25 protein-coding genes are annotated in these 24,948 nt (G+C 64.4%); 16 read left to right on the forward strand and 9 right to left on the reverse strand.

Annotated features, from left to right (window positions below; all coding sequences use genetic code 11):
• Nucleotides 1-152 precede the first annotated feature (152 nt).
• The 4 genes from KSS93_RS14080 to KSS93_RS14095 all read left to right on the forward strand — a co-directional run bounded on the left by KSS93_RS14080 (nt 153) and on the right by KSS93_RS14095 (nt 3,944).
• Nucleotides 153-428: a DUF2790 domain-containing protein gene (locus tag KSS93_RS14080; protein WP_217884624.1), complete on the forward strand. Its 276-nt coding sequence runs from the start codon at nt 153-155 to the stop codon at nt 426-428.
• A complete protein-coding gene (locus tag KSS93_RS14085) occupies nt 418-963 on the forward strand; it encodes a thioredoxin family protein (RefSeq protein WP_217884625.1) in 546 nt (181 codons plus the stop codon). The genes KSS93_RS14080 and KSS93_RS14085 overlap by 11 nt, the downstream gene beginning before the upstream one ends.
• Nucleotides 964-1,028: 65 nt before the next feature.
• Complete coding sequence (locus KSS93_RS14090; protein ID WP_217884626.1) at nt 1,029-1,661, forward strand: LysE family translocator; 633 nt, start codon at nt 1,029-1,031, stop codon at nt 1,659-1,661.
• Nucleotides 1,662-1,772: 111 nt separating this feature from the next.
• Complete coding sequence (locus tag KSS93_RS14095; protein ID WP_217884627.1) at nt 1,773-3,944, forward strand: GAF domain-containing hybrid sensor histidine kinase/response regulator; 2,172 nt, start codon at nt 1,773-1,775, stop codon at nt 3,942-3,944.
• Nucleotides 3,945-3,967: 23 nt separating this feature from the next.
• On the opposite strand, the gene pbpG is transcribed toward KSS93_RS14095, so the two are convergent.
• The 3 genes from pbpG to KSS93_RS14110 form a co-directional block, all read right to left on the reverse strand.
• The gene (pbpG, locus tag KSS93_RS14100; protein ID WP_217884628.1) at nt 3,968-4,894 is read right to left on the reverse strand and encodes a D-alanyl-D-alanine endopeptidase; all 927 of its coding nucleotides are present in this window, start codon (nt 4,892-4,894) and stop codon (nt 3,968-3,970) included.
• Between the two features lie 246 nt (nt 4,895-5,140).
• Nucleotides 5,141-5,323, reverse strand: coding sequence for a hypothetical protein (locus KSS93_RS14105; protein ID WP_217884629.1), 183 nt, complete (start codon nt 5,321-5,323; stop codon nt 5,141-5,143).
• 104 nt (nt 5,324-5,427) lie between these two features.
• Nucleotides 5,428-5,772, reverse strand: a complete 345-nt coding sequence (locus tag KSS93_RS14110; RefSeq protein ID WP_217884630.1) for a hypothetical protein — start codon at nt 5,770-5,772, stop codon at nt 5,428-5,430.
• 162 nt (nt 5,773-5,934) lie between these two features.
• On the opposite strand from KSS93_RS14110, the gene KSS93_RS14115 reads away from it, so the two are divergent.
• Nucleotides 5,935-6,756 carry a shikimate 5-dehydrogenase gene (locus tag KSS93_RS14115; protein WP_217884631.1) on the forward strand — a complete coding sequence of 274 codons (822 nt, stop codon included), beginning with the start codon at nt 5,935-5,937 and terminating at the stop codon, nt 6,754-6,756.
• A 151-nt stretch (nt 6,757-6,907) separates the two neighbouring features.
• On the opposite strand, the gene KSS93_RS14120 is transcribed toward KSS93_RS14115, so the two are convergent.
• The 3 genes from KSS93_RS14120 to KSS93_RS14130 form a co-directional block, all read right to left on the reverse strand.
• The gene (locus tag KSS93_RS14120; protein WP_217884632.1) at nt 6,908-7,150 is read right to left on the reverse strand and encodes a hypothetical protein; all 243 of its coding nucleotides are present in this window, start codon (nt 7,148-7,150) and stop codon (nt 6,908-6,910) included.
• A gap of 94 nt (nt 7,151-7,244) precedes the next feature.
• Nucleotides 7,245-7,772 carry a lactoylglutathione lyase gene (gloA, locus tag KSS93_RS14125; RefSeq protein WP_217884633.1) on the reverse strand — a complete coding sequence of 176 codons (528 nt, stop codon included), beginning with the start codon at nt 7,770-7,772 and terminating at the stop codon, nt 7,245-7,247.
• A 207-nt stretch (nt 7,773-7,979) separates the two neighbouring features.
• Nucleotides 7,980-8,339, reverse strand: a complete 360-nt coding sequence (locus KSS93_RS14130) for a histone-like nucleoid-structuring protein, MvaT/MvaU family (protein ID WP_217884634.1) — start codon at nt 8,337-8,339, stop codon at nt 7,980-7,982.
• Nucleotides 8,340-8,698: 359 nt separating this feature from the next.
• Between KSS93_RS14130 and KSS93_RS14135 the strand changes: the two genes are divergently transcribed.
• Together KSS93_RS14135 and cobF are read left to right on the forward strand one after the other, a co-directional pair.
• Complete coding sequence (locus tag KSS93_RS14135) at nt 8,699-9,988, forward strand: OprD family porin (protein ID WP_217884635.1); 1,290 nt, start codon at nt 8,699-8,701, stop codon at nt 9,986-9,988.
• A 69-nt stretch (nt 9,989-10,057) separates the two neighbouring features.
• Nucleotides 10,058-10,807: a precorrin-6A synthase (deacetylating) gene (gene cobF, locus KSS93_RS14140; RefSeq protein WP_217884636.1), complete on the forward strand. Its 750-nt coding sequence runs from the start codon at nt 10,058-10,060 to the stop codon at nt 10,805-10,807.
• 161 nt (nt 10,808-10,968) lie between these two features.
• Here the strand turns inward: cobF and KSS93_RS14145 are convergent, their stop codons facing one another.
• Both KSS93_RS14145 and KSS93_RS14150 read right to left on the reverse strand, forming a co-directional pair.
• Nucleotides 10,969-12,177, reverse strand: a complete 1,209-nt coding sequence (locus tag KSS93_RS14145) for a glycosyltransferase (RefSeq protein ID WP_217884637.1) — start codon at nt 12,175-12,177, stop codon at nt 10,969-10,971.
• A 51-nt stretch (nt 12,178-12,228) separates the two neighbouring features.
• Nucleotides 12,229-12,579 (reverse strand): response regulator, encoded by a 351-nt coding sequence (locus tag KSS93_RS14150; protein WP_217884638.1) that lies wholly within the window; start codon nt 12,577-12,579, stop codon nt 12,229-12,231.
• Between the two features lie 255 nt (nt 12,580-12,834).
• Here KSS93_RS14150 and KSS93_RS14155 point away from each other — a divergent pair, with 255 nt between their 5' ends.
• From KSS93_RS14155 to KSS93_RS14175, 5 genes are read left to right on the forward strand one after another with little or no spacing between them, the layout of a single operon-like run.
• Nucleotides 12,835-16,302, forward strand: a complete 3,468-nt coding sequence (locus KSS93_RS14155; protein ID WP_217884639.1) for a response regulator — start codon at nt 12,835-12,837, stop codon at nt 16,300-16,302.
• 4 nt (nt 16,303-16,306) lie between these two features.
• Nucleotides 16,307-17,128, forward strand: a complete 822-nt coding sequence (locus KSS93_RS14160; RefSeq protein ID WP_217884640.1) for a CheR family methyltransferase — start codon at nt 16,307-16,309, stop codon at nt 17,126-17,128.
• Nucleotides 17,125-17,724, forward strand: coding sequence for a chemotaxis protein CheB (locus KSS93_RS14165; RefSeq protein ID WP_217884641.1), 600 nt, complete (start codon nt 17,125-17,127; stop codon nt 17,722-17,724). Before KSS93_RS14160 ends, KSS93_RS14165 begins: the two co-directional genes overlap by 4 nt.
• On the forward strand, nt 17,694-18,920 hold the full coding sequence (locus KSS93_RS14170) for a hybrid sensor histidine kinase/response regulator (protein WP_217884642.1): 1,227 nt from the start codon (nt 17,694-17,696) through the stop codon (nt 18,918-18,920). The genes KSS93_RS14165 and KSS93_RS14170 overlap by 31 nt, the downstream gene beginning before the upstream one ends.
• A 44-nt stretch (nt 18,921-18,964) precedes the next feature.
• Nucleotides 18,965-19,342, forward strand: coding sequence for a response regulator (locus KSS93_RS14175; RefSeq protein ID WP_217884643.1), 378 nt, complete (start codon nt 18,965-18,967; stop codon nt 19,340-19,342).
• Between the two features lie 333 nt (nt 19,343-19,675).
• Here the strand turns inward: KSS93_RS14175 and KSS93_RS14180 are convergent, their stop codons facing one another.
• Nucleotides 19,676-20,269 carry a helix-turn-helix domain-containing protein gene (locus tag KSS93_RS14180; protein WP_217884644.1) on the reverse strand — a complete coding sequence of 198 codons (594 nt, stop codon included), beginning with the start codon at nt 20,267-20,269 and terminating at the stop codon, nt 19,676-19,678.
• A gap of 298 nt (nt 20,270-20,567) precedes the next feature.
• On the opposite strand from KSS93_RS14180, the gene glnT reads away from it, so the two are divergent.
• The 4 genes from glnT to KSS93_RS14200 all read left to right on the forward strand — a co-directional run bounded on the left by glnT (nt 20,568) and on the right by KSS93_RS14200 (nt 24,917).
• Nucleotides 20,568-21,902: a type III glutamate--ammonia ligase gene (gene glnT, locus KSS93_RS14185; protein WP_217884645.1), complete on the forward strand. Its 1,335-nt coding sequence runs from the start codon at nt 20,568-20,570 to the stop codon at nt 21,900-21,902.
• Between the two features lie 66 nt (nt 21,903-21,968).
• Nucleotides 21,969-22,874: a class II glutamine amidotransferase gene (locus KSS93_RS14190; RefSeq protein ID WP_217884646.1), complete on the forward strand. Its 906-nt coding sequence runs from the start codon at nt 21,969-21,971 to the stop codon at nt 22,872-22,874.
• 27 nt (nt 22,875-22,901) lie between these two features.
• A complete protein-coding gene (locus tag KSS93_RS14195; protein ID WP_217884647.1) occupies nt 22,902-23,576 on the forward strand; it encodes a GltB/FmdC/FwdC-like GXGXG domain-containing protein in 675 nt (224 codons plus the stop codon).
• Nucleotides 23,577-23,591: 15 nt separating this feature from the next.
• Nucleotides 23,592-24,917, forward strand: coding sequence for an FMN-binding glutamate synthase family protein (locus tag KSS93_RS14200; protein WP_217839236.1), 1,326 nt, complete (start codon nt 23,592-23,594; stop codon nt 24,915-24,917).
• The last annotated feature ends 31 nt before the right edge of the window (nt 24,918-24,948 follow it).

The following is a 24,948-nucleotide window of genomic DNA, read 5'->3' on the forward strand; positions in this document are numbered from 1 at the left end:
TGTATTGCAGTGTATCCGGCGCTGCTGCAGATACAGCAGGAAGCACATCACAGCCTTGGCAGACACATGGCCGATACCTGGCAGGCGTGAAATGGCTCTCGACCGGGGAGCAACGTCTCCCCACACCAAAGCCTCGTTTCGGGAGACACACCATGACCATCAAGAACCTCGCCAGCGCCGCCCTGTTCGCCGTACTCGGCCTCGGCGCCGTCGCCGCCCAAGCCAGCAGCACCTCGATGAACGACGCCAGCGTGATGCAGTACCGCTACGGCGATCATCTGGACGTACAGAAAGTGCTGTCGGTGAAGAACGACCAGCATCACGCCTGCGGCGTGGTCAACACCCGCATGGACTACCTCGACTCGCAGAACAAGCCACAAAGCGTCGAGTACCGCTCATACGCCACCAGTGGCTGCCATGACAACTGAGTCGGGCGCCAGGCGCCGTCTGCTCAAGGCTGGCGGCGTGGCCTTGGCGCTACTTGGCCTGGGCCTTGCCGGCCACCTGCTGGCCCGCGACAGCTACGGCCCGATGCCGTCGCTGGCCGGGGCCGGGCAGTGGCTCAACTCAGCGCCACTGGACGATGCCGCGCTCAAGGGCAAGGTGGTGCTGGTGGACTTCTGGACCTACGACTGCATCAACTGCCGGCGCAGCCTGCCGCATGTCAGCGACTGGGCGCGGCGCTACGCCGATCAGGGGCTGGTGGTGGTCGGGGTGCACACCCCGGAATACGACTATGAACACGACATCGGCAACCTCAAGGCCCAGGTCAGGCAACTGGGTATCAGCTACCCGGTGGCCGTGGACAACGACTACCGGGTATGGAACGCCTGGGGCAACCAGTTCTGGCCGGCGCATTACTTCGTTGACCGCAAGGGCCAGGTGCGCCATGTGCATTTTGGCGAGGGCGACTGCAACGGCCAGGAGCAGTTAATCCGCCAGTTGCTCGATGAACAGGGTTGAGCGGATTCACGCCAGCTGCGCCGGCCTATACACTTGCGCGACCTGCCATCACCTGGATGTGAACCATGCCCGAACTTGCCAACCTGCTGGCCTTCGCCCTGATTTGCCTGGGCATGGTGCTGACCCCCGGGCCGAACATGATCTACCTGATTTCCCGCTCCATCTGCCAGGGGAGGGCGGCCGGGTTGATCTCGCTGGGTGGGGTGGCACTGGGGTTCGTCGTGTACATGCTGTGTGCGGCGCTGGGCATCACCGCGCTGGTGATGGCGGTACCGCTGGCCTACGACGCGCTGCGTATCGCCGGCGCCCTGTACTTGCTGTACCTCGCCTGGCAGGCCCTGCGCCCGGGCGGGCGCTCGCCGTTCCAGGTGCGCGACCTGCCGGCTGACAGCCCGCGGCGGCTGTTTGGCATGGGTTTGTTGACCAGCCTGCTCAACCCCAAGATCGCAGTGATGTACCTGTCACTGATGCCGCAGTTCATCGAGCCCGGCCACGGTAGCGTGCTGAGCCAGTCGCTGGTGCTGGGTTGCACGCAGATCGCCGTCAGCGTCACGGTCAATGCGTTGATTGCCGTGATGGCCGGCTCCATTGCGGTGTTTCTGGCGGGCCGGCCTTTCTGGCAGCAGGTCCAGCGCTGGCTGATGGGCACTGTACTGGCGGGCCTGGCAGTGCGCATGCTGGCTGAGGGCCGGCGCTGAAACACCGCAGCCTGGGCAAAGTGCGATAACCGGTGGAACGTCTGCCAACGGCTGATTTCATATCCTGTGAAGGATGGCAATCTGCTCGGGACAAACGATGGTTCGCACAGCATGAAATCAGGCCGGCACACCGAGGTCAAAAGCGCCAACGCGACGCCTGGCTTCCTGCTCAATGGCGGTGCGGTCAGCGGCCTGCTGCAGGGGATGGACTGGAGCAGCTCGCCGTTGGGCGAGCCGGATGGCTGGTCACCCGGGCTCAAGGCGGTGATGGCCACGTTACTGCCGGCCCAGGCACAGATCGTGCTGTTCTGGGGCGCGCAATACGTTGCCCTGTACAACGATGCCTATTCCCCCACCATTGGCCAAAAACACCCCCATGCCCTCGGGCAGCCGGCCCTGGTCCACTGGCAAGAACTGTGGGATGACCTGGAGCCCCTGCTGCGCGGGGTGCGCGAGACCGGCGAGACCTTCTCGGCCAAGGATCGCCCCTTTTACATCGAGCGCAGCGGCTTCGGCGAGACGACCTACTTCGACGTTTCGTATTCTGCCGTGCGCGAGGCCGACGGCAGTATTGGCGGGGTGCTGTGCATCGTCAACGACACCACCGCGCGGGTGCGCTTCCAGCGGCGCCAGGCATTCTTGCTGGAGCTGGGGCAAACCTTGCCGGGGCTGGGCGAGGCGGAGCTGATCGAGGCCCACGCGGTGCGCCGCTTGGCGGTGGAATTGGGCGCGGCGCGGGTGTGCTTCGGCGAGGACCTGGGCGATGGCCAGGGCCTGCGTGTTGCCCGTGAGTGGGCCGAGGGTGTGCCGACCTTGCTGGGCGAGCATGCCTACGCAAGCTTCGACCCGCAGCTATACGAATTGCTCAAGAGCGGCCAGCAGGCGCAGCGCAACTACCTCGCCGAGCAAGCGCCGCCAGCCTTGCTCAAGGGCATGGGCGCCAGCCTGCATGTGCCGGTGCTGCGCGCCGAGCGCCTGGAGGCCGTGCTGCTGGTGCATTTTTTGCGGCCCCGCTTGTTCGCCGAGGACGACTGCCTGCTGGCCGAAGAAACCGCCAAGCAGGTGTGGGCCGCCATTACCCATGCCCGCGCCGAGCGCGCCCTGCACATGCTCAATGAAAGCCTTGAAGAGCGCGTGGCGAACATGCTCGTACAGCGTGAGGCGTCGATGCTGCAACTGCACGAAGCGCGCAAGATGGAGATGATTGGCCAGCTCACCGGCGGCATCGCCCATGACCTGAACAACATGCTCACGCCGATCATCGCCTCCCTCGAACTGGTTCGCCGCCAGCCCGACGCGCAGCGCGCCGCACGGCTGGTCGACGGCGGCCTGCAGGCGGCCGAACGGGCGCGCAACCTGGTCGGCCGGCTGCTCAGTTTTGCCCGTCGGCAGACCCTCAAGCCGCAGGCGGTGGCGCTGGCCGGGCTGGTGGAGGAGATGCGCGAACTGATCGCCCGCTCGTTGGGGGCGACCATCAGCGTCAAGGTACGTATCGACCCGCAACTGCCGCCGGTACTGGTGGACGAGCACCAGCTGGAGCTGGCATTGCTCAACCTGGTAATCAACGCCCGTGATGCCATGGCCGAAGGTGGCCGTTTGACCATTACTGCAGGCGTCGGCGAGGGTGGCCCGGCGTATCCGCCTGGGCTGGCGGCGGGGCAGGTGTGGTTGCAGGTGGCCGATACTGGCAGTGGCATGAGCGATGAAGTGCTCGCGCGCTGCATCGAGCCGTTCTACTCCACCAAGACCGTGGGCAAAGGCGCAGGCCTTGGCTTGCCGATGGTGCAGGGCCTGGCGGTGCAGTCGGGCGGCGGCTTCGGCATTTGCTCGCAAGTGGGCAAGGGCACCCAGGCAACCCTGTGGCTGCCGCCCAGCGAAGCCGGTTTGGCCAATGTGACACCGTTACCAGCGCCCTGTGCGCATGGAGGTAACCGGGTGCTGCTGGTCGATGATGAGCCGCTGGTGCGCCAGGCCACATTGCTGCAACTGCGTGAGCTGGGTTACGAGGTGACCGAGGCTGATTGCGCTGCGCGGGCGCTGGCACTGTTGGACGCTGGGTTGGTGCCTGATGTGCTGCTGACCGATCATGTCATGACTGAAATGACCGGGGTGCGCTTTGCGCAAAAGGTGCGCGAGCGGCTGGCCGAGCTGCCGGTGCTGATCATCACCGGTTATGCCAACCTTTCACCGCGCGAGCTGCACGGTTTCGAGGTGCTGCGCAAACCGTTTCGCCAGGGCGAGCTGGCTCAGAGCCTGGCGCAACTGCTCGCCCGGCAGGGCTGAGGCAGCGCGCCAGGGGCGCAGGCTTAGTCCTGGGCCAGGCGCGAGCCTTTCTGGCGCTCGCTCTTGTACTGCATGGCCACCGCAGGCGCGGCTTTGGCGCTGCCGGTCTCCAGCCACTGGCGCAGGCGGCTGGCGTCGGCGAAGTGGGTGTACTTGCCGTAGGCGTCAAGGATCACCATGGCCACCGGGCGGTTATCCATTTTGGTCAGCAGCACCAGGCAGTGGCCGGCTTCATTGGTGAAACCGGTCTTGGTCAGCTTGATGTCCCAGTTGCTCTTGTTGACCAGATGGTCGGTGTTACGAAAACCCAGGGTGTAGTTGGGCTTGCGAAACGCCACGGTCTTTTCGCGGGTGGTGGACAGCTCGCTGAGCAGCGGGTACTTGCGCGAGGCCATCAGCAGCTTGGCCAGGTCCTGGGCGGTGGAGACGTTCTGGGTCGAAAGGCCGGTGGGCTCGACATAGCGGGTGTGGCTCATGCCCAGGCTGCGGGCCTTGGCGTTCATTGCCTTGATAAACGCGCCATAGCCGCCCGGGTAGTGGTTGGCCAGGGTGTTGGCGGCGCGGTTCTCCGACGACATCAGGGTGATCAGCAGGGTTTCCCGGCGGTTCAGCTCACTGCCCAGGCGCACCCGGGAGTACACGCCTTTCATCTCCGGGTTGTTGGCGATGGTCATGCCGAGCATTTCGTCCATGGGCAGCTTGGCGTCGAGCACCACCATTGCGGTCATCAGCTTGGTGACCGAAGCGATGGGCCGAACGCGGTCGGCGTGGCTGGAATACAGCGTCTGGTTGGTGTTGAGGTCGATCAGCAGGGCGCTGCCGGAGGCCAGGTGCAGCTTGCTCGGATCACGTTGAGCCTGGGCGGGGGGTTGTGCAGCAGCGGTCGACGGCAGGGTGGCGGTACCTGTGAGCAACAGCAGCAGGCTGAGAATGGACAGGGTAGTTTTCACGTTGAGGCTCACTAAATGTTGGTATGTCGTTGGCTGTGCAGGGGTTTTCCCCCAAAAACCGCTGCATTGTGGAGTATGGCCGAAGTGGTGTCGATTGCTCGTTGATGGACCATGGCGATATGAAAAAAGCTTCATGCTTTAACGGTTCCGCGGCTACCGTTTGTCGATTTAACGGGCAAAAAAATGCCCACCAATAAGGCGGGCAGCAAAGAGGCGTAGGGAGCACGCACAACAACAGATTCGGGGTCAGGCGGTAAAGCTTGCTTCGGCCAGTTGGCTGGCCAGGGTCTCGGCGCGGGTGCGGGTGCTCAGCGGGCCGCTGATGGCTTCGCCATCGCGCAACAGGTACCAGCAGGCCAGCAGGCCTTGCTCGCGCAGTGAAGCGGGTACTGCGCTGCCGACGACGGACATGATCTGGATCGGGGCCATGGTGTGGACTCCTGCGAAAACATGTACACACCTTAACGGCCTGGCTCGGCAGGTTGAAATCAATGCCTTCGATAGTGGTCATTGATTTCAACCGTAATGGCCATTTACCAGCGCGGTGGGCCGTAGTAGCCCGGCGGCGGGCCGTAGTAGCGGTGATACACCGGCGGTGGGGCGGGCACGTAGCGTTCCACCACATAGGGCTGGGGCTGGTAGTAAACCGGCGGCGGTGGCGCCTGTACGTAGACCGGTTGTTGCACATAGACCGGCGGCTGTTCCACGTACACGGTGCGGTCGCGCCCGCCGCTGACGGCGGCACCGACCACCGCGCCCACCACGGCGGCACCGATCACCGGGCCCGGGCCACCCCAGCCGCCACCATGTGCCGAGGCCTGGCCGCTGATGGCCAGCGCACCGACCAGCAGGGCGATTCCAGGGATGAGACGTTTCATGATCATTCCTCGCAAGACACCCCACGCTTGGGGTATGCCTACTATGACCGCAGCCAAGGTCAACTGCGCACAGGGGAAGGGTAAAGGTTGTGTAAGGGGCGACCGGCGGTTGCCTCTGTTACGCTAGGTCAAACGTTTCAGCCGGTACATCAGGAGAGGCAGATGAGCATTACCCCAAGCCGCGACACCGTCCTGTGCATTTCTCTGGCCGGGCGCCCCGGCACCTTCGGCGTGCGCTTTCACAACCACCTCTACCAGCAGTTGGGGCTGGACTACTACTACAAGGCCATGACTACTCAGGACCTGCCGGCGGCCGTTGCAGGTATCCGCGCCCTGGGCATCCGCGGTTGTGGCGTGTCGATGCCGTATAAAGAGGCGTGCATGGCGCTGGTGGACGAAATCGACCCGTCGGCGGCGGCCATCGAGTCGGTCAACACCCTGGTCAACAGCAACGGCCACCTCAAGGCCTACAACACCGACTACCTGGCCGTGCGCCAACTGCTCGAGCAGCACCGGGTCGACCCAGGCACCGGCTTTGCCCTGCGCGGCAGCGGCGGCATGGCCAAGGCGGTGGCCAGCGCGTTACGTGACGCCGGGTTCGGCGATGGCACCATTGTCGCGCGCAACGAGCAGGCCGGGCGGCAGTTGGCGGATGTCTGCGGTTATCGCTGGTTGCCCGAGCTGGGCGACCTGTGCCCGCCGATGCTGATCAACGTTACCCCCATCGGCATGGCGGGCGGCCCGGAGGCTGACCAGTTGGCATTCGTCGAAACCGCCATCGAGGCGGCAGAGCGGGTGTTCGACGTGGTGGCGATGCCGGCGCGCACGCCGCTGATCCAGCGCGCCGAGGCGCTGGGCAAGCCGGTGATCACCGGGCTTGAGGTGATCGCCTTGCAGGCGCTGGAGCAGTTCGTGCTGTACACCGGGGTGCGGCCGAGCCGCGAGCAGGTGGATGCGGCGGTGGCGTATGCCCGCGGTGCCTGACTGCACGCGGTCCCCTGTAGGAGCGGCCTTGTGTCGCGATGGGGTGCGCAGCGCCCCCAGATTTTGAACATCATGCAATACCGCCGGGGCTGCTGCGCAGCCTTTTCGCGACACAAGGCCGCTCCTACACGGAGTACGGGCGCAATAATGCTCAGAACGCCTTGCTGCCCTCATCCAGCTGCTGGTCCACCAGCGCCCGGCCATGGGCCAGGGACACATGCTGGGCGTTTTCCAGGTCGGCGAAGAACTTCATCGGCATCGAGATGCGCCTGCTGGTGTGCCCGGCAGGGTCGGTGATCAAACAGCCGGCGGCATAGGGCAGGGGCGAGTCGGGGTGGGGCATCACGCTGGCGGTGATGGTGTGGTCACGATAGTCACAGTGCAGGGATTGCATCGTCCTTACCTCGCTGTGGTCGGGAAGTGCAGTTACTTCCATATACCACGGCGAGGGGCCGGAAGTTCCCGGCCCGACGAGCGTGCGCCGTGTATCAGCCTTTGAGTTCGGCCGGCTGGATCACTTCGACCCAGTAGCCATCCGGGTCCTTGACGAAGGCCAGGTGGTTCATGCGGCCATCCTGCAGGCGCTTCTGGAAGGGGACTTCCAGCGCCTCGAAGCGGGCGCAGGCTGCGCGCACGTCCGGCACCGAAATGCAGATGTGGCCAAAGCCGCGCGGGTCGGTGTTGCCGTTGTGGTAGGTAAACTCCGGGTCGTTTTCGGTGCCGTGGTTGTGGGTCAGCTCCAGCACGCCGGGGATGGATTTCATCCACTGGTGACGCGCAGCGTCGTCGGCGGGAATCTGCGCCGGGTCCACCAGGGCCAGGAAGTACAGGCTGAAGGCGGCTTCCGGGAAGTCGCGCTTGTCTACCAGGCGAAAGCCCAGCACGCGGGTGTAGAAGTCCAGGGACTTCTCGATATCCTTGACCCGCAGCATGGTGTGGTTGAACACGAACTGTGCGGTGGCGGTGTCTGGTTGGGCGGTGACGCCGGGCAGGGCGTTCAGGTCTTGCAGGCTCATGGGGTACTCCAGGGTCAGGGCCTAAAACAGACGGGCCATGATACGGCAGTCAGCCTCACGCGCAAACGAAAGCGCCCTGCACGAGGGCAGGGCGCTGGAATTAGAGGCCCGCATGTGCGGGCGCGTGATGGGGTCGCTAGTCCTTTAGCTGGTTCGATATTGATACAGGGCTTGTGAAAAAAGCGTGAAGTGCAGGTTGAAGTTTCATCAACGTACCCAGCTTTCTACCGCCTGTGCCCCGTATTGTTCCTTCCATGCCTTCAAGCCCCGGTGGTTGCCGCCCTTGGTCTCGATGCGCTCGCCGGTGTGGGGGTTCTGGTACACCTTCACCACCCGCGGGCGGCGTTGCTGTTTGCCGGCAGGGGCCACGGCGCGGGTAGCAGCTTTGGGGTCGAGGATGGCGATGATGTCGCGCAGGCTCTTGTCATAGCTTTTCATCAGGCCGACCAGTTTCTGCTCGAATTCAATTTCGCGTTTCAGGCCGGCGTCCTTTTTCAGCGCTTCCAATTGAGCCATTTGTTCCTGAAGTGCTTTTTCGGCAGCACGAAACTCTGCAAGTCTGGACACTGTCATCACTCCTGTAAGTCTGTCGTGGCATGACGTGACGAACATGAATAATTGCACTGGACGCCGGCCACGCGGGTGGGTACAGCTGTTCGCTGAATCAGAGTGTAGTCGCCACTTTGGGAGTGGTAAACAGCAAACTTTAGTTGTTTTATCGGGGAACTTCGGCGCTTTTTTGCGCGTTATATCCACCCCATTCAGCACACCCCGTAATTCGTTCTAGACCATGGTCCAATGGTGCATTCCAGAGCGTTCGCAGCACAATTCAAGATGATCGTGGAAGTACTCCCGTTCACCCCGTAATACCGGCGCAGCTGGCTGCCCCGGATTGTTTTCGTCTTTCTTTGTGGATGTTCCCTCGCATGTTTGCCCCTTTTCCTCTTGCCCCGGGACGCAGTGTTGCCGGCCTGTTCTCGCTGTGTGCGGCGTTTACCGCCCAGGCTGGCGGTTTTGTCGAAGACAGCCACGCCAAGGTCGAAGCGCGCACGGTGTATTTCAACCGTGATTTCCGTGATGGCCACAGCAGTTCCAGCCAGGGCGCCTCAAAGCGTGAAGAGGCGGCGCAAGGGTTCATCCTGAACTTCCAGTCCGGTTATACCCACGGGCCGGTCGGTTTTGGCGTCGATGCGCTGGGCATGCTGGGTTTGAAGTTGGACTCCAGCCCCGGCGACAGTAACAGCGGCTTGCTGCCTTCCTCCGGGCATGACCCGCGCCATTCCGCCGACCAGTACGCCAAGGTGGGTATTGCCGGCAAGGTGAAAGTGTCGCAGACGGTGCTCAAGTACGGCTCGATGATGCCCGATGTACCGTTACTCAAGTACAACGATGGCCGCCTGTTGCCGACCATGTTCCATGGCGCCTGGCTGACCTCTGAAGAGGTGCGTGATTTGAAGTTCACCCTGGCGCGCCTTAACCAGTACACCGCGCGGGATTCCACCGACCGCCAGGATATTCGCGTGCATTGCAAGAACAAGCGCTATGCCTGCGACATCGAAGCCGACCACTTCGACCTGGGCGGTATCGATTATCGCATCAATGACCGTGTCAGCGCCCAGTATCAGGTGTCGAAGCTGGAAAACATCTACCGCCAGCACTTTCTTGGCCTGGTGGCCAACCAGCCGCTGCAGGTGGGTACGCTGTCGGCAGACCTGCGCCTGATCAAGAGCGACGACATCGGCAACGCCCGTGCCGGTGAAATCGACCACCGCGCCTTCAGCGGCATGCTCGGCTACAGCCTGGGCGGGCACAAGGTCAGCGCCGGTTGGCAGCGCATGTATGGCGATAGCGCCATGCCGTACCTCGACGGCACCAACCCGTACCTGGTCAACTACGCCCAGGTCAACGACTTCGCGGCGGCCCAGGAGCGCTCCTGGCAACTGCGTTACGACTACGACTTCAAGGCCCTCGGTGTGCCGGGCCTGAGCTTCTTCACCCGCTACATCAATGGCCACAGCATCAAGGTGCCGGGCAGCAACGCCGAGGGCAAGGAATGGGAGCGCGACAGCGAGCTTAAGTACCAGGTGCAAAGCGGCACCTTCAAGGATGTCAGCCTGCGCCTGCGCAATTCCACCTACCGCAGCAATTACGAAAAATGGGCGCGGGACATGGACGAGACCCGGGTGATCGTCAGCTATAACTTCTCGGTATTCTGAGAAGTGGCCCTATCGCCGGCTTGCCGGCGATAGGGCCCTTGAAGGCCCCAAAAACAGGCAGACCAGCCCATGAAACAACTGCTGTTGATCGGCATCGGCCCGGGCGACCCGCGCCAGGTTACCTTTGAGGCCGTCGAGGCCATGCAACGGGCCACGGTGTTCTTCGTGCTCGACAAGGGCGCAGCCCGGGACGAACTGGTACATCTGCGCAAGGCCATCCTGGCCCGCTACCTGCCCGAAGGCGGTTATCGCCTGGTGCAGGTTGACGACCCCCGGCGCGATGCCGACGCCCAGGACTACGCCGGTGCGGTGCACGCCTGGCACCAGCAGCGCGCCGCGCTGTACGCCCACCTGATCGAGGATGAACTGGGTGCCGGCGACATTGGCGCCTTCCTGTTATGGGGAGAGCCGGGGCTGTATGACAGCACCCTGCGCATTCTCGACCTGGTACGCGCCCGCGGCGTGCCCCTGGCGCTGACGGTAATCCCCGGCATCAGCAGCGTGCAGGCGCTGGCCGCGCGGCATCAGGTGCCGCTCAACCGAGTCGGCGAGCCCTTGACCCTGTTGCCGGGCAGGCGCCTGGCCGAGCAAGGGCGGGTGGACAACCTGGTGGTGATGCTCGATGGGCAGTGTGCATTTGCAGCGTTGGACGACCCAGGCCTGCATATCTATTGGGGGGCTTACTTGGGGACGGCAGATGAAGTGCTGATCGCCGGGCCGTTGCAGGTGGTCAAGGCGCGGATTCTTGCAGTGCGTGAACAGGCGCGGCAGCGCAAAGGCTGGATCATGGATACCTACCTGTTGCGACGTGAGGGGTGAGGGCGGTGGTCCCGAGGCTCATGCGATCCATGTGGGAAGCGGCCTTGCCGGGGCGCCGTCCGGTCGAGATGGGCTGCGAGCAGCCCCAGAATTTCGACATCATGCAAAACTGCCGGGGCTGCTGCGCAGCCCATCGCGACACAAGGCCGCTTCCCACATGTTCAGAATTGAACCGATTGACGCAACATCGCCCCGGTAAAATTGAACAGCCGCAGCTCATCAAGCTGCCCAAGGCTGTGCTCCACCCGCCCGACCAACTCACTACCGTGGCGCCGAGGGTCAAAGCGCAGGCGCAGCAGCGGTGCACAGCCGTCCTGCGCCCGTTGCCAGGCGCCTTCATCGCTGTACAGCTCGACAGCAGCCTTGGCCAGCGCCTCGGCAGTGCCCTCGACACGCCCCGGCCAAGGTTGCTGCCCCTGCATGCCCTCGGTACCAATCGGCGTGGTCACGCTCGGCGTGCCGCAGCGCAGGGCATCGAGCAGTTGCCCCTTGACCCCCGCACCTGAGCGCAGCGGCGCCAGGCACACCCGGGCGCCGGCCATGGCCGCGTCGCTGTCGGCCACCCAGCCCTTGACGTGAAGGCCCTCGTCCGGCGCATGCAGCGCTTGCACCTTGGCCGACGGGTTGGCGCCATGGATATGTAACTGCGCTTGCGGCAAGCGCCGGCGCAGCATCGGCCACAGGTTGTGGCGAATCCACAGCAGCGCATCGATATTGGCCGGCTGGCTCAGGTTGCCGAGGGTAATGAAGTGCGCGCGCTCGGCGTATGGCCGCAGCGCCGCCAGCGGTTCGGCCACCGGCGGGCAATGGTGCAGCAGGTAGTCCGGCACCCCGAAACCGTTGACCAGCAGGTCCAGCTCGGCGTCCGAAGCAACCAATGCCAGGTCGCAGCGCCACAGGGCCGCCAGCTCGCGCAGGGCCAGCGGCGCCGCGGCCATCTGCCGGTAGAGCGCAGGCCCCGGGGTGGCGAACAGTGCGCGGAAATCATTCGGGTCCAGGCCCTCGACCAGGCGCCGGCGCAGCAGTTGCTGGCGGGCATCACGCAGGCTCTCCAGGCCGCAGGTCAGCAGCAGGTTCAACGCCCCGGGCTGTTGCTGGCGCAGTTGCCGGCCAAAACGTTCCTCGCTATGGAAGCGGTCGAACAGCACCGCATCGGCCGCGGCCAAGGCGCAGTCGTCGCTGGCCATGATGTGTTCGTCGATGCCCAGCGCCGCCAGGTCGGCCTTGTGCTCGCCGTAGGGGGCCGGGCAGGCGAAGGTCACCCGCCAGCCGTGGCGGCTAAATTGCTCGAGGATGTGCAGCAGGTGCCGCCCCGCGCTGCAGGCTTGCGGCGCGGGCCAGCTGAGGCCGATGGCCAGTAGGTGGGGCATGGGGAGGGCCTTGCGCGAAAGAAGGCCTTATTTAAACACGCAAGGGTGGGGTCAAGGGGTTCCGAGAATCTGCACCATCTTGTTGCGCAGATCTTCGATGCCAAATGGCTTGCCGATCATGTGCATGCCCTCAGGCACCACCACGTTCTCGGCGTAGCCGCTGGCAAACAGCACCGGCAGCAATGGCCGCAGCTCACGGGCCTTGGCGGCCAGCTCTTCGCCGCGCATGTCGGGCAGGCCGACATCGGTCATCAGCAGCGCCAGCTGCTGCTGCGGGTCCTGCAGAATGGCCAGCGCTGCCGAGGCGCTGTCTGCCTCGATGGCCGAATAGCCCAGTTCGTCGAGCACTTCGACCATCAGCATGCGGACGATGTCGTCGTCTTCGACTACCAGAAGGTGCATGGCAAGCGTCCTGTTCCAGTGGGTTGTCTCTACTCTGTGCACGGGGCCCTGGCAGAAGTTCCCAAGCTTACCGGCCTACGCAAATAGATGGAACGATTGACGCACGCTGCCTTCAAATACTGGCTAAATGCCCTGCCAGTGCCGCCAAAGCTGGTTAAACTCGCTGTACTCACCGACCGGTGTGGCGCAGGGCGATTCACACAAGACGTAGCCGCCAACACTGTTCATGGACTTTCTCGCTCGGGCCTCAATCCAATGATTCAAGCAGCCTCGATGGATCAACGCAGCTTTCGCAAGCTGCTCAGCCGCAACGTCGGCCTACCCCTGGGAGTGGGGCTTCTGGGGGCCGTGGCCTTTGTCGCGGTGATCAACTACCTGCTGTCGGCCATGCAGTGGGTCGAGCACACCGACCGGGTAATCGGCAATGCCAACGAGACGGTCAAGCTGTCGATCGACATGGAAACCGGCATGCGCGGCTTCCTGCTGACCGGCGATGAGCGCTTCCTCGACCCCTACGAGGTGGCCAAACCGCGTATTTTCAGCAGCCTCGCCAGCCTGCGTGAGTTGGTCATCGACAACCCCAACCAGGTCGACCGCATCGACCGCCTGGTGGCCCTGCAGCGTGCCTGGAACGAGTTCGGCAGCGAAATGATCGGCCTGCGCCGATCCCAGAGCGGCTATCAGGAGGCCATCGGCAACGGCCGCGGCAAGCGCATCACCGACGAGATCCGCAAGGAGTTCGACGCCTTCATCGGTACCGAGCAGCAACTGCGCATGGCGCGCAACGAAACGGTCAGCACGGTCACCGTTACTGCCATCACCGTGTTCGTGCTGTTCATCGTCACCCTCAGCGCGTTGCTGGCCTACCTGGGCCGGCGCGATCTGCTGTCGCTGTCCAACAGCTACGTCGACAACCTGCAGGCCCAGCAACGCGCCGCCGAGCGCCTTGAGCACCAGGCCTGGCTGCGCGCCGGGCAGACTCAACTGGCCGAACAGGTGCTGGGCCAGCTGACCCTGCCGATGCTCGGCGACAACATCCTGCGGTTTTTTGCAGGTTACCTGGGCAGCGTGGTCGGTGCCCTGTATGTGCACGATGAACACGGCAAGCTGGTGCGGGTGGCCAGCTACGGCCTGGACACCGAGCATCAGGCCCGTGAGCAGAAGCTGGGCGAGCATGCCGGCCTGCTTGGCCAGGCCGCCATCCAGGGCCGCCTGCTGCGCCTGGACGACCTGCCCGAAGACTACTATCGCCTGAGCTCGGGCCTGGGCAGCGGGCTGCCGCGCAGCGGTTTGCTGGTGCCGGCCAAAGAAGACGGGCGCATCAATGGCGTGCTCGAACTGGGCTTCTTGCGCCCGCTGCAGGAGCGTGACGTCGAGTTGATGGAGCGTGTGGCCGATAACGTGGGTCTTTCCATCGAGAGCGCCCGCTATCGCCAGCGCCTGCAAGAAGTGCTGGCCGAGACCCAGCAGCTTAACGAAGAGTTGCAGGTACAGCAGGAAGAGCTCAAAACCGCCAACGAAGAGCTTGAAGAACAGTCCCGGGTGCTCAAGGAGTCCCAGGCCTACCTGGAAACCCAGCAGGCCGAGCTTGAACAGACCAACGAGCAACTGGCCGAGCGCACCGACGCCCTGGATCGCAAGAACAGCGAGCTGAACAACGCCCAGGTGGAGTTGCAGGCCCGCGCCGACGACCTGCAGCGCTCCAGCAAGTACAAGTCCGAGTTCCTCGCCAACATGTCCCACGAGCTGCGCACGCCGCTCAACAGCTCTCTGATCCTGGCCAAGCTTCTGGCCGAAAACGGCGAGGGCAACCTCAGCGCCGAGCAGGTCAAGTTCGCCGAGTCGATCTACTCGGCCGGCAACGACCTGCTCAACCTGATCAACGACATTCTAGACATCGCCAAGGTCGAGGCTGGCAAGCTTGAGGTACGCCCCGAAACCACGCCGCTGGAGCGCCTGGTAGCAGGCCTGCAGGGTATGTTCCTGCCGCTGGCCCAGGACAAGGGCCTGAACTTTGCCGTGCAGCTGGAGCACCCGCTGCCGGCCACCCTGTACACCGACCGCCAGCGCCTGGAGCAGATTCTCAAGAACCTGTTGTCCAACGCCATCAAGTTCACCGAGCGCGGCCAGGTCAGCCTGCACATCAGCCACCAGGTGGGCCATGGCATCGTCTTCGCCGTGCGCGACACCGGTATCGGCATTGCCGCCGACCAGCACCAGGCGGTGTTCGGCGCCTTCCACCAGGTGGACGGCACCAGCAACCGGCGCTACGGCGGCACTGGCCTCGGGCTGTCGATTTCCCGCGACCTGGCGCACCTGCTGGGCGGGCAGATCAACGTCGACAGCAGCCCCGGCCAGGGCAGCGTGTTCAGCCTGATCCTGCCCGAGCGCTACGAGGCCGGCGGCGAAGCCACCGAGGTGCTCAGCCTGCGCCCGGCGGTGGACACCCTGCCGCCGGCGCCCAAGGTCGCCGCCCCGGCACGCCACGAGCGGCCGGCCCCGGCGTTCACCGACGACCGCGAGCTGGCACCGTTCAGCAACCGCTGCATCCTGGTGATCGAGGACGAACCCAACTTCGCCCGCATTCTGTTCGACCTGGCCCACGAGCTGGGCTACAGCTGCCTGGTGGCCCAGGCCGCCGACGAGGGCTTCGAGCTGGCCGCCCAGTACCTGCCCGATGCCATCCTGCTGGACATGCGCCTGCCCGATCACTCCGGGCTGACCGTGCTGCAACGCCTGAAAGAGCAGGCCGGCACCCGGCACATTCCGGTGCATATCATTTCGGTGGAAGACCGCGTCGAGGCGGCCATGCACATGGGCGCGGTGGGCTATGCGGTCAAACCCACCAGCCGCGAAGAGCTCAAGGAGGTGTTCGCGCGCCTTGAAGCCAAGCTCACGCAAAAACTCAAGCACATCCTGCTGGTGGAGGACGACGACCTGCAGCGTGAGAGCATCGCCCGCCTGATCGGCGACGACGACGTCGAAATCACTGCCGTGGCCATGGCCCAGGACGCCCTGGAGCTTTTGCGCGACAACATCTATGACTGCATGATCATCGACCTCAAGCTGCCCGACATGCTCGGCAACGAGCTGCTCAAGCGCATGACCGCCGAGGACATCCGCAGCTTCCCGCCGGTGATCGTCTACACCGGGCGCAACCTCACCCGCGAAGAAGAAGCCGACCTGCTCAAGTACTCGCGCTCGATCATCATCAAGGGTGCCCGCTCGCCCGAGCGCCTGCTCGATGAGGTCACACTGTTCTTGCACAAGGTCGAGGCGCAGTTGTCCAATGAACGCCAGCGCATGCTCAAGACCGCGCGCAGCCGCGACAAGGTGTTCGAAGGGCGCAAGATCCTGCTGGTGGACGACGATGTGCGCAACATCTTCGCCCTCACCAGTGCCCTGGAGCACAAGGGCGCCATCGTCGAGATCGGCCGCAACGGGCGCGAGGCCATCGAGGCGCTGGAAGCCAACGACGACATCGACCTGGTGCTGATGGACGTGATGATGCCGGAAATGGACGGCTACGAGGCTACCCGGCTGATCCGCCAGCAGCCACGCTGGCGCAAGCTGCCGATCATCGCCGTCACCGCCAAGGCGATGAAGGACGACCAGCAGCGCTGCCTGCAGGCCGGCGCCAACGATTACCTGGCCAAACCGATCGACCTGGACCGCCTGTTCTCGTTGATTCGCGTGTGGCTGCCGCAATTGGAGCGAATTTGACATCTTGACCAGTGAACGCAACACCGACATCGAAATCCGCTTGCTGATCGAGGCCATCTACCTCAAGTACAGCTACGATTTTCGCGACTACTCCGGCGCTTCGATCAAGCGCCGCATCCTGCACGCGCTGCGCCAGTTCGACTGCCGCACGGTGACCGCGCTGCAGGAGCGCGTGCTGCACGACCCGGGCATGTTCATTGAGCTGCTGCAGTACCTGACGATCCCGGTCAGCGAGATGTTCCGCGACCCCGGGCATTTTCTGGCACTGCGCGAGGAAGTGGTGCCGCTGCTGCGCACCTGGCCGTCGATCAAGGTGTGGATCGCCGGCTGCAGCACCGGCGAGGAGGTGTACTCCATGGCCATCCTGCTGCGCGAGGAAGGGCTGCTGGAGCGCACCATCATCTACGCCACCGACATCAACCCGCATTCGCTGGAGCGCGCCAAGCAAGGTATCTATTCGATGCAGAGCATGCGCGAGTACGAAGACAACTACCGCAAGGCCGGCGGGCGACGGGATTTTGCCGAGTACTACACCGCCGCCTACGGCAACGCCATCATGGACAGCAGCCTGCGCGACAACGTGACCTTCGCCGACCACAGCCTGGCCACCGACAGCGTGTTCTCCGAAACCCAGCTGGTGTCGTGCCGCAACGTGCTCATCTACTTCAACAAGAACCTGCAGGACCGCGCCCTGGGGCTGTTTCACGAGTCGCTGTGCCACCGCGGCTTTCTGGTGTTGGGCAGCAAGGAATCGGTGGATTTTTCGGCCTACGGCGAGCGCTTCGAGCCGCTGGTCAAGCCCGAACGGATCTACCGCAAATCATGAGCGGCCTGCGCGCAGTGGTCATCGGCGCCTCGGCAGGCGGCGTTACCGCGCTGTTCAGTGTGCTCGGCGCGCTGCCCGACAGCTTCAGGCTGCCGGTATTGTGCGTGCTGCATCTGCCCGACGATCGCCACAGCCAACTGGCCGAAGTGCTGCAACGGCGCCTGCAGCGCCCGGTCCGCGAGGCACAGGACAAGGCACGTATCGAGGACGGCGTGGTCTATGTGGCTGGGCCTGGTTATCACTTGTCGGTGGAGCGGGACCTTACCCTTTCGCTCAGCCAGGAGGAACCGGTGCATTTCTCGCGCCCGGCCATCGATTATCTGTTCGAGTCGGCTGCCGACACCTATGGCGCCGGCCTGCTCGGCGTGCTGCTGACCGGGGCCAACGAAGACGGCGCCCGGGGCCTTTTGCATATCAAACAAAACGGGGGCCGGACCGTGGTCCAGGACCCCCGTGACGCGCAGGTCGCGCTGATGCCGGAGGCCGCGCTGGCCCTGCACAATCCCGACCATATTCTTTCCCTGAGCGGTATCGGGCAGTTGCTCGCCACCCTGGAACCCAGTGCATGCCAAGCCAAACAATCGCCAAACTGCTGATCGTCGACGACCTGCCAGAGAACCTGCTGGCCCTCGACGCCCTGATCCAGGGCCCGGACCGCGAGGTGCACCCGGCCCAGTCGGCGGAACAGGCGCTGTCGCTGTTGCTCGAACACGAGTTCGCCCTGGCCATTCTCGACGTGCAGATGCCGGGCATGAACGGTTTCGAGCTGGCCGAGCTGATGCGCGGCATGGAAAAGACCCGCAGCATCCCCATCGTCTTCGTCAGCGCCGCCGGGCGCGAGATGAACTACGCGTTCAAGGGCTACGAAAGCGGTGCGGTGGACTTCTTGCACAAGCCGCTGGACACCCTGGCGGTGAAGAGCAAGGTGACGGTGTTCGTCGATCTGTTCTGCCAGCGCAAGGCCCTCGATCGCCAGTTGCAGGCGCTGGAAAGCAGCCGCGCCGAGCAGGAGCAGTTGTTGGCCCAGTTGCAGGTGGCGCGCGGCGAGCTGGAGCGCGCGGTGCGCATGCGCGACGACTTCATGTCGATCGTCTCCCACGAGGTGCGCACCCCGCTCAATGGCCTGATCCTCGAAGCCCAGCTGCGGCGCATGCACCTGAACCGCGGCAACCTGGCAGCGTTCAGCGAAGAAAAGCTCAAGGCCATGGTCGAGCGTGACGAACGGCAGATCAACAGCCTGATCCGTCTGGTCGAGGACATGCTCGATGTATCGCGCATTCGCACCGGCAAGCTGTCGATCCGGCCCAAGGCCTTCGACCTGGGCGTTCTGGTCAAGGGCTTGGTGGAGAACTTCGCCGCCCAGGCCGGTGCGCTGGACACCCATATCGAGCTGGAGCGCTGCCAGGCGCTGCAAGGGGAGTGGGACGAGTTTCGCATCGAGCAGGTGCTGGCCAACCTGTTGTCCAATGCCTTGCGCTATGGTGAGCGCAAGCCGGTACGGGTGCGGGTGTTAGAGGACGGCGCCATGGCCTGCGTGCAGGTGCAGGACGCCGGTATCGGCATCGACAGCCAGAACCAGCGGCGCATCTTCCAGCAGTTCGAACGCGTCGCCGCCCAGCAGGCCAGTGGCGGGTTGGGGTTGGGGTTGTATATTTCCGAGCAGATCGTGCTGGCCCATGGCGGGCGCATAGAGGTGCACAGCGCCGCGGGGCAGGGTGCCACGTTCAGCGTGTACCTGCCGCTGCCGGTGGTGTTGCAACAAAGCGACCAGACGCAGGCAACCTCTGCGTAGGCCTGGGGTCTGATAGCCATCCTGTTGAATTTGAAGGCGTTGTCATGAGTGAAGATGCACAAGATGTGGTGTTGGTGGTCGAGGACGAACCGGCCATTCGCATGATTCTGCGCGATTACCTGGCCGGTGAGGGCTACCACGTGCTGGTGGCCGAGGACGGCGAACAGGCGTTCGCCATTTTGGCCAGCAAGCCGCACCTGGACCTGATGGTCACCGATTTTCGCCTGCCGGGCGGTATTTCCGGGGTGGAGATCGCCGAGCCTGCGGTGAAGCTGCGCCCGGATTTGAAGGTGATCTTCATCAGCGGTTACCCGGCCGAGATCCTCGAGTCCGGCAGCCCCATCGCCCGCCGCGCGCCGATCCTGGCCAAGCCGTTTGACCTCGACACCCTGCACGAGCAGATCCAGGCGTTGTTGCGCTGAGGGTGCTGCGCGCCCTTTGTAGGAGATCACCCAGCCCTTCGGGCTGCGCTGTCGCGCAGAGAACCGGGCACGAGCCCGCCGCGGCCCCTGTGGGAGCGGGCTTGCCGGGGTGCCAGACACCGCGTCGCCTGCTTCGCGGTGGTTCGGCACCCCGACAAGCCCGCTCCCACAGGTCCCTGCTAAATCAATGAGTTATGTGCAGTTCTATGAGAGCCGGCTTGCCGGCTATGAGGCCATCAGCCACAGCGCAAGATCCGGCATTGTGGTTTGCAGGCCGGGCCCTGTCGCTGGCAAGCCAGCGCCTGCAGAGGGGGCGTCTGTCGGGCCCGCGTATCACTCACTGCCGTAATTCATGATCGACAACAACCGAATCGGCACCTGCACCAGCTTCTCCGGCCCGTGGGGCGTTTCGCCGTCGAAGGTCAGGCTGTCGCCGGCCTGCATCTGGTACAGCTGGTTGCCATGGCGGTACACCAGCTCGCCTTCGAGCAAATGCAAAAACTCCGTGCCGGGGTGGGCGAAGGTGGGGAACTCCTCGCTGGCGTCATCCATGCTCACCATGTACGCCTCGAAGTTTTTCTTCGGCCCCCGGGCGTGGTTCAACAGGTGATAGGTATGGCCCTTCTCGGTGCCGCGGCGCACCACCTCCAGCCCTTCACCGGCCTTTACCAGCAGGGCATTGCCGTCGGGCTGGTCGTACTGGCTGAACAGCTTGGCCATGGGCATGCCCAGTACGTCGCACAGGCGGCTCAGGGTATCGAGGCTGGTGGACACCTGGGCGTTCTCGATCTTGCTGAGCATGCCCTGGCTGATGCCGGCGATGCGGGCCACGTCGGCCAGCTTCAAGGATTGCGCCTGGCGCTGGCGCTTGATCTGCATGCCCAGATACTGCTCCAGGCGTAGCCGCGGTTCGGTCTCGGTCGACATTCGGTGTCCTGCACGGTTTCAGTTCAAGAATATTGTTTTCGCACTGGGAAAGTGCGTGAGTTTCCTCGGGTGAAAGGGAGTTTCCCATATTTCAACGGGAAATTCTTCGCTAAGGCACCAGGCGCTATCGCGGGGCAAGCCCGCTCCCACGGGGTTTCGTGGGCAGCGTGGAAGCGGGCTTGCCCGGCGATGGGTGAAGTTGGCAAGCGTGTTGCATTCCTGTGGTGAAAGTAAGTTTCCTTCTTGGAAATTTAACCAGGCCAACCTTGCTGTGCCCTTACCCAGGAGTGATCAACCCATGTTGCCAGCAGAAACCCAGCGCATCCTCGACCAGTTCGGCATCAAGTACGTGCTGGCGCAGTTCGTCGACATCCACGGTTCGGCGAAAACCAAGTCGGTGCCGGTCTCGGGCCTGAAGATGGTGGCCGAGGAGGGCGCCGGCTTTGCCGGGTTTGCCATCTGCGGCATGGGCATGGAGCCCCACGGCCCGGACTTCATGGCCCGCGGCGACCTCAGCACCTTGATCCCGGTGCCCTGGCAGCCGGGCTACGGCCGGGTGGTGTGCGTCGGCCACGTCGATGGCAAGCCCTGGCCCTACGACAGCCGCCATGTGCTGCAGCAGCAGGTGCAGCGCCTGGCCGACAAGGGTTGGACCTTGAACACCGGCCTTGAACCCGAATTCAGCCTGTTCCGCCGCGACGAGGCCGGCAAGCTGCAACTGGTGGACGCCTCCGACAACCTCGACAAGCCCTGCTACGACTACAAGGGCCTGTCGCGCTCGCGGCTGTTCCTCGAACGCCTCACCGAAGCCTTGCAACCGGTGGGCTTCGACATCTACCAGATCGACCACGAAGACGCCAACGGCCAGTTCGAGATCAACTACACCTACAGCGACGCCATGGAGTCGGCCGACCGCTTCACGTTCTTCCGCATGGCCGCCGGCGAAATCGCCAACGACTTAGGCATGATCTGCTCGTTCATGCCCAAGCCCGACCCCAAGCGCGCCGGCAACGGCATGCACTTCCACCTGTCGCTGGCAAGTTCGACCAACAAGAACCTGTTCCACGACCCGTCCGACAGCAGCGGCATGGGCCTGTCCAAACTCGCCTACCACTTCGCCGCCGGCCTGTTGGCCCACGGCCCGGCGCTGTGCGCCTTCGCCGCGCCCACGGTCAACTCGTACAAGCGCCTGGTGGTTGGCCGCTCGCTGTCTGGCGCCACCTGGGCCCCGGCCTTCGTCGCCTACGGCGCCAACAACCGCTCGGCGATGGTGCGCATCCCCTATGGCCGCCTGGAGTTCCGCCTGCCGGACGCCGGCTGCAACCCCTACCTGGTCACCGCCGCAATCATCGCCGCCGGCCTGGACGGCATCGACCGCCAGCTCGACCCCGGCCAGATGTGCAACGAGAACCTCTACAACCTGAGCCTGGAAGAAATCGCCGCCCGCGGCATCAAGACCCTGCCGCAGTCGCTCAAGGAAGCCGCCGATGCGCTGGAGGCCGACCCGCTGTTTCGCGAGGTGCTCGGCGCCGAGATCGTCGATGAGTTTCTCAAGCTCAAGCGCATGGAGTGGGTGGAGTACTGCCGCCATGTCTCCGACTGGGAAATCCAGCGCTACACCGAATTCTTCTGATCGCCAGCCCCATCCCTGGGTAGCGGCGAATGCAGCGGCTACCCACTGCCTAGAAGGAGCATCACCATGTGTGGAATCGTAGGTCTGTACCTGAAAAAGCCCGGGCTGGAACCCCAGCTCGGCAAGCTGTTCGAACCCATGCTCCAAGCCATGACCGACCGTGGCCCCGACAGCGCCGGCTTTGCCATCTACGGCGACGAGGTGGCCGATGGCTGGGTCAAGCTGACCCTGCAGGCCACCCGCACCGACTACCCCTGGGCCGAGCTGATGGGCCAGCTCGAAGGCCGTCTGGGCTGCTCGCTGGACTGGTTCCAGAACGCCAGCGCCGCCGTGCTCAAGGTGCACACCACTGAAGCCGCCGCCCGCCAGGCGCTGGCCGAGCTTGCCGCCGAGGTGCGCATCATGAGCGCCGGGCAGAGCATCGAGATTCTCAAGGGCATGGGCCTGCCGGCCGAGATTTCCAGCCGCTTCGGCCTGGCCGGCATGCAGGGCAGCCACATCATCGGCCATACCCGCATGGCCACCGAAAGCGCGGTGACCATGGAAGGCAGCCACCCGTTTTCCACCGGCGCCGACCTGTGCCTGGTGCACAACGGCTCGCTGTCCAACCACTTCCGCCTGCGCCAGGAGCTCAAGCGCGAAGGCATCAGTTTCGAAACCGACAACGACACCGAGGTGGCCGCCGGCTACCTGGCCTGGCGCCTGCAACAGGGCGACACCCTGGCCCAGGCCCTGGACGGCGCTCTGCAAGACCTGGACGGCTTCTTCACCTTTGCCATCGGTACCCGCAACGGCTTTGCCGTGATCCGCGACCCGATCGCCTGCAAGCCGGCGGTGCTGGCCGAAACCGACGACTACGTGGCCATGGCCTCGGAGTACCAGGCCCTGGCCAGCCTGCCGGGCATCGAAAACGCTAAGGTCTGGGAGCCGGCCCCGGCCACCCTGTACGTCTGGGAGCGCGAAAGCGCCTGACCTGCCACCGAACCCCTGGAGAATCTTATGAAGACGATCGACCTTTCCAGCACCTCGGTGCGTGTCCTCAACCAGTCCCTGCACGGTGATGTGCAAGGCAGCGAGTGGCGGGTGAGCCACCCCGACGGCAAGCACAACCTGGCGGTGGGCATCAACGCCCCGGTGTCGGTGGATATCGACGGCCACGCCGGCTACTACTGCGCCGGCATGAACCAGCAGGCCAGCATCACCGTGCACGGCAACGTCGGCGTGGGCGTGGCCGAGAACATGATGTCCGGCTCGGTACGCATCAAGGGCAGCGCCTCCCAGGCTGCCGGCGCCACTGCCCATGGCGGGCTGCTGGTGATCGAAGGCGATGCCGGCGCCCGTTGCGGCATCTCGATGAAGGGCGTCGACATCGTGGTCGGCGGCAGTATCGGCCACATGAGCTGTTTCATGGGCCAGGCCGGGCGTTTGGTGGTGTGCGGCGATGCCGGCGATGCGCTGGGCGATTCGCTGTACGAGGTGCGCATCTACGTCAAAGGCTCGGTGCAGTCGCTGGGCTCGGACTGCATCGAGAAAGAGATGCGCGCCGAGCACCTGCAAGAGCTGCAGGCACTGCTGGACCAGGCCGGCCTTGCGCACAAGGCGGCCGATTTCAAACGCTACGGCTCGGCTCGCCAGCTGTACAACTTCAAAGTCGACAACGCCAGCGCGTACTGATCCAGGAGCAACCCCATGAGTGAGAAATTCCCCCCGGTACTGCGTGAGTCGGCCACCTTCGATCGCCTGACCATCCAAGAGATCCAGCGCGCCGCCGAAACCGGCATTTACGATATCCGCGGCGGCGGCACCAAGCGCCGCGTGCCGCATTTCGACGATCTGCTGCTGCTGGGTGCCAGCGTGTCGCGCTACCCGCTGGAAGGCTACCGCGAAAAGTGCGGCACCGACGTGGTGCTGGGCAATCGCTTTGCGAAAAAGCCGATCCACCTGAAGATCCCGGTGACCATCGCCGGCATGAGCTTCGGCGCGCTGTCGGCCAACGCCAAGGAGGCCCTGGGCCGTGGCGCCACCATCGCCGGCACCAGCACCACCACCGGTGACGGCGGCATGACCCCGGAAGAGCGCGGCCAGTCGCAGCACCTGGTGTACCAGTACCTGCCGTCGCGCTACGGCATGAACCCCGACGACCTGCGCAAGGCCGATGCCATCGAGATCGTTCTGGGCCAGGGCGCCAAGCCGGGCGGTGGCGGCATGCTGCTGGGCATGAAAGTCACCGAGCGAGTGGCCGGCATGCGCACGCTGCCGATCGGCGTCGACCAGCGCAGTGCCTGCCGCCACCCGGACTGGACCGGCCCGGACGACCTGGCAATCAAGATCGCCGAGCTGCGCGAGATCACTGACTGGGAAAAACCCATCTACGTGAAGATCGGCGCCAGCCGCCCGTACTACGACGTCAAGCTGGCGGTCAAAGCCGGCGCCGATGTGATCGTGCTCGACGGCATGCAGGGCGGTACCGCCGCCACGCAGGAAGTGTTCATCGAGCACGTCGGCATCCCGATTTTGCCGGCCATCCCCCAGGCGGTGCAGGCGCTGCAGGAGATGGGCATGCACCGCAAGGTGCAACTGATCGTCTCGGGCGGCATCCGCAACGGCGCCGACGTGGCCAAGGCCATGGCCCTGGGCGCCGACGCGGTGGCCATCGGCACCGCCGCGCTGATCGCCCTGGGCGACAACCACCCGCGGCTGGATGCGCAGCTCAAGGAGATCGGTTCGGCCGCAGGCTTCTACGACGACTGGCAGAACGGCCGCGATCCGGCCGGCATCACCACCCAGGACCCGGAACTGGCCAAGCGCCTGAACCCGGAAGAGGCCGGACGGCGCCTGGCCAACTACCTGCGGGTGTTGGTGCTGGAGGCGCAGACCATGGCCCGCGCCTGCGGCAAGTCGCACCTGCACAACCTCGACCCCGAAGACCTGGTGGCCTTGACCGTAGAAGCCGCAGCCATGGCACGAGTGCCGCTGGCGGGCACCGCGTGGGTGCCGGGGCAAACCCAGTACTGACAGGCCAGCAGGGCCTGTCGCAATGGCAGGC

Source organism: Pseudomonas xanthosomatis (genome assembly GCF_019139835.1).
GTDB classification, from domain to species: domain Bacteria; phylum Pseudomonadota; class Gammaproteobacteria; order Pseudomonadales; family Pseudomonadaceae; genus Aquipseudomonas; species Aquipseudomonas fakonensis.

Coding starts and splice junctions, on each gene's coding strand:
- KSS93_RS14135 (WP_217884635.1), top strand. CDS start 8,699: ATGTTTGCCCCTTTTCCTCTTGCCCCGGGACGCAGTGTTGCCGGCCTG.
- KSS93_RS14175 (WP_217884643.1), top strand. CDS start 18,965: ATGAGTGAAGATGCACAAGATGTGGTGTTGGTGGTCGAGGACGAACCG.
- gloA (WP_217884633.1), bottom strand. CDS start 7,772: ATGAGCCTGCAAGACCTGAACGCCCTGCCCGGCGTCACCGCCCAACCA.
- KSS93_RS14110 (WP_217884630.1), bottom strand. CDS start 5,772: ATGAAACGTCTCATCCCTGGAATCGCCCTGCTGGTCGGTGCGCTGGCC.
- cobF (WP_217884636.1), top strand. CDS start 10,058: ATGAAACAACTGCTGTTGATCGGCATCGGCCCGGGCGACCCGCGCCAG.
- KSS93_RS14095 (WP_217884627.1), top strand. CDS start 1,773: ATGAAATCAGGCCGGCACACCGAGGTCAAAAGCGCCAACGCGACGCCT.
- KSS93_RS14165 (WP_217884641.1), top strand. CDS start 17,125: ATGAGCGGCCTGCGCGCAGTGGTCATCGGCGCCTCGGCAGGCGGCGTT.
- KSS93_RS14200 (WP_217839236.1), top strand. CDS start 23,592: ATGAGTGAGAAATTCCCCCCGGTACTGCGTGAGTCGGCCACCTTCGAT.
- KSS93_RS14145 (WP_217884637.1), bottom strand. CDS start 12,177: ATGCCCCACCTACTGGCCATCGGCCTCAGCTGGCCCGCGCCGCAAGCC.
- KSS93_RS14170 (WP_217884642.1), top strand. CDS start 17,694: ATGCCAAGCCAAACAATCGCCAAACTGCTGATCGTCGACGACCTGCCA.
- KSS93_RS14090 (WP_217884626.1), top strand. CDS start 1,029: ATGCCCGAACTTGCCAACCTGCTGGCCTTCGCCCTGATTTGCCTGGGC.
- KSS93_RS14180 (WP_217884644.1), bottom strand. CDS start 20,269: ATGTCGACCGAGACCGAACCGCGGCTACGCCTGGAGCAGTATCTGGGC.
- KSS93_RS14105 (WP_217884629.1), bottom strand. CDS start 5,323: ATGGCCCCGATCCAGATCATGTCCGTCGTCGGCAGCGCAGTACCCGCT.
- KSS93_RS14115 (WP_217884631.1), top strand. CDS start 5,935: ATGAGCATTACCCCAAGCCGCGACACCGTCCTGTGCATTTCTCTGGCC.
- glnT (WP_217884645.1), top strand. CDS start 20,568: ATGTTGCCAGCAGAAACCCAGCGCATCCTCGACCAGTTCGGCATCAAG.
- KSS93_RS14195 (WP_217884647.1), top strand. CDS start 22,902: ATGAAGACGATCGACCTTTCCAGCACCTCGGTGCGTGTCCTCAACCAG.
- KSS93_RS14150 (WP_217884638.1), bottom strand. CDS start 12,579: ATGCACCTTCTGGTAGTCGAAGACGACGACATCGTCCGCATGCTGATG.
- KSS93_RS14190 (WP_217884646.1), top strand. CDS start 21,969: ATGTGTGGAATCGTAGGTCTGTACCTGAAAAAGCCCGGGCTGGAACCC.
- KSS93_RS14085 (WP_217884625.1), top strand. CDS start 418: ATGACAACTGAGTCGGGCGCCAGGCGCCGTCTGCTCAAGGCTGGCGGC.
- KSS93_RS14120 (WP_217884632.1), bottom strand. CDS start 7,150: ATGCAATCCCTGCACTGTGACTATCGTGACCACACCATCACCGCCAGC.
- KSS93_RS14080 (WP_217884624.1), top strand. CDS start 153: ATGACCATCAAGAACCTCGCCAGCGCCGCCCTGTTCGCCGTACTCGGC.
- KSS93_RS14155 (WP_217884639.1), top strand. CDS start 12,835: ATGATTCAAGCAGCCTCGATGGATCAACGCAGCTTTCGCAAGCTGCTC.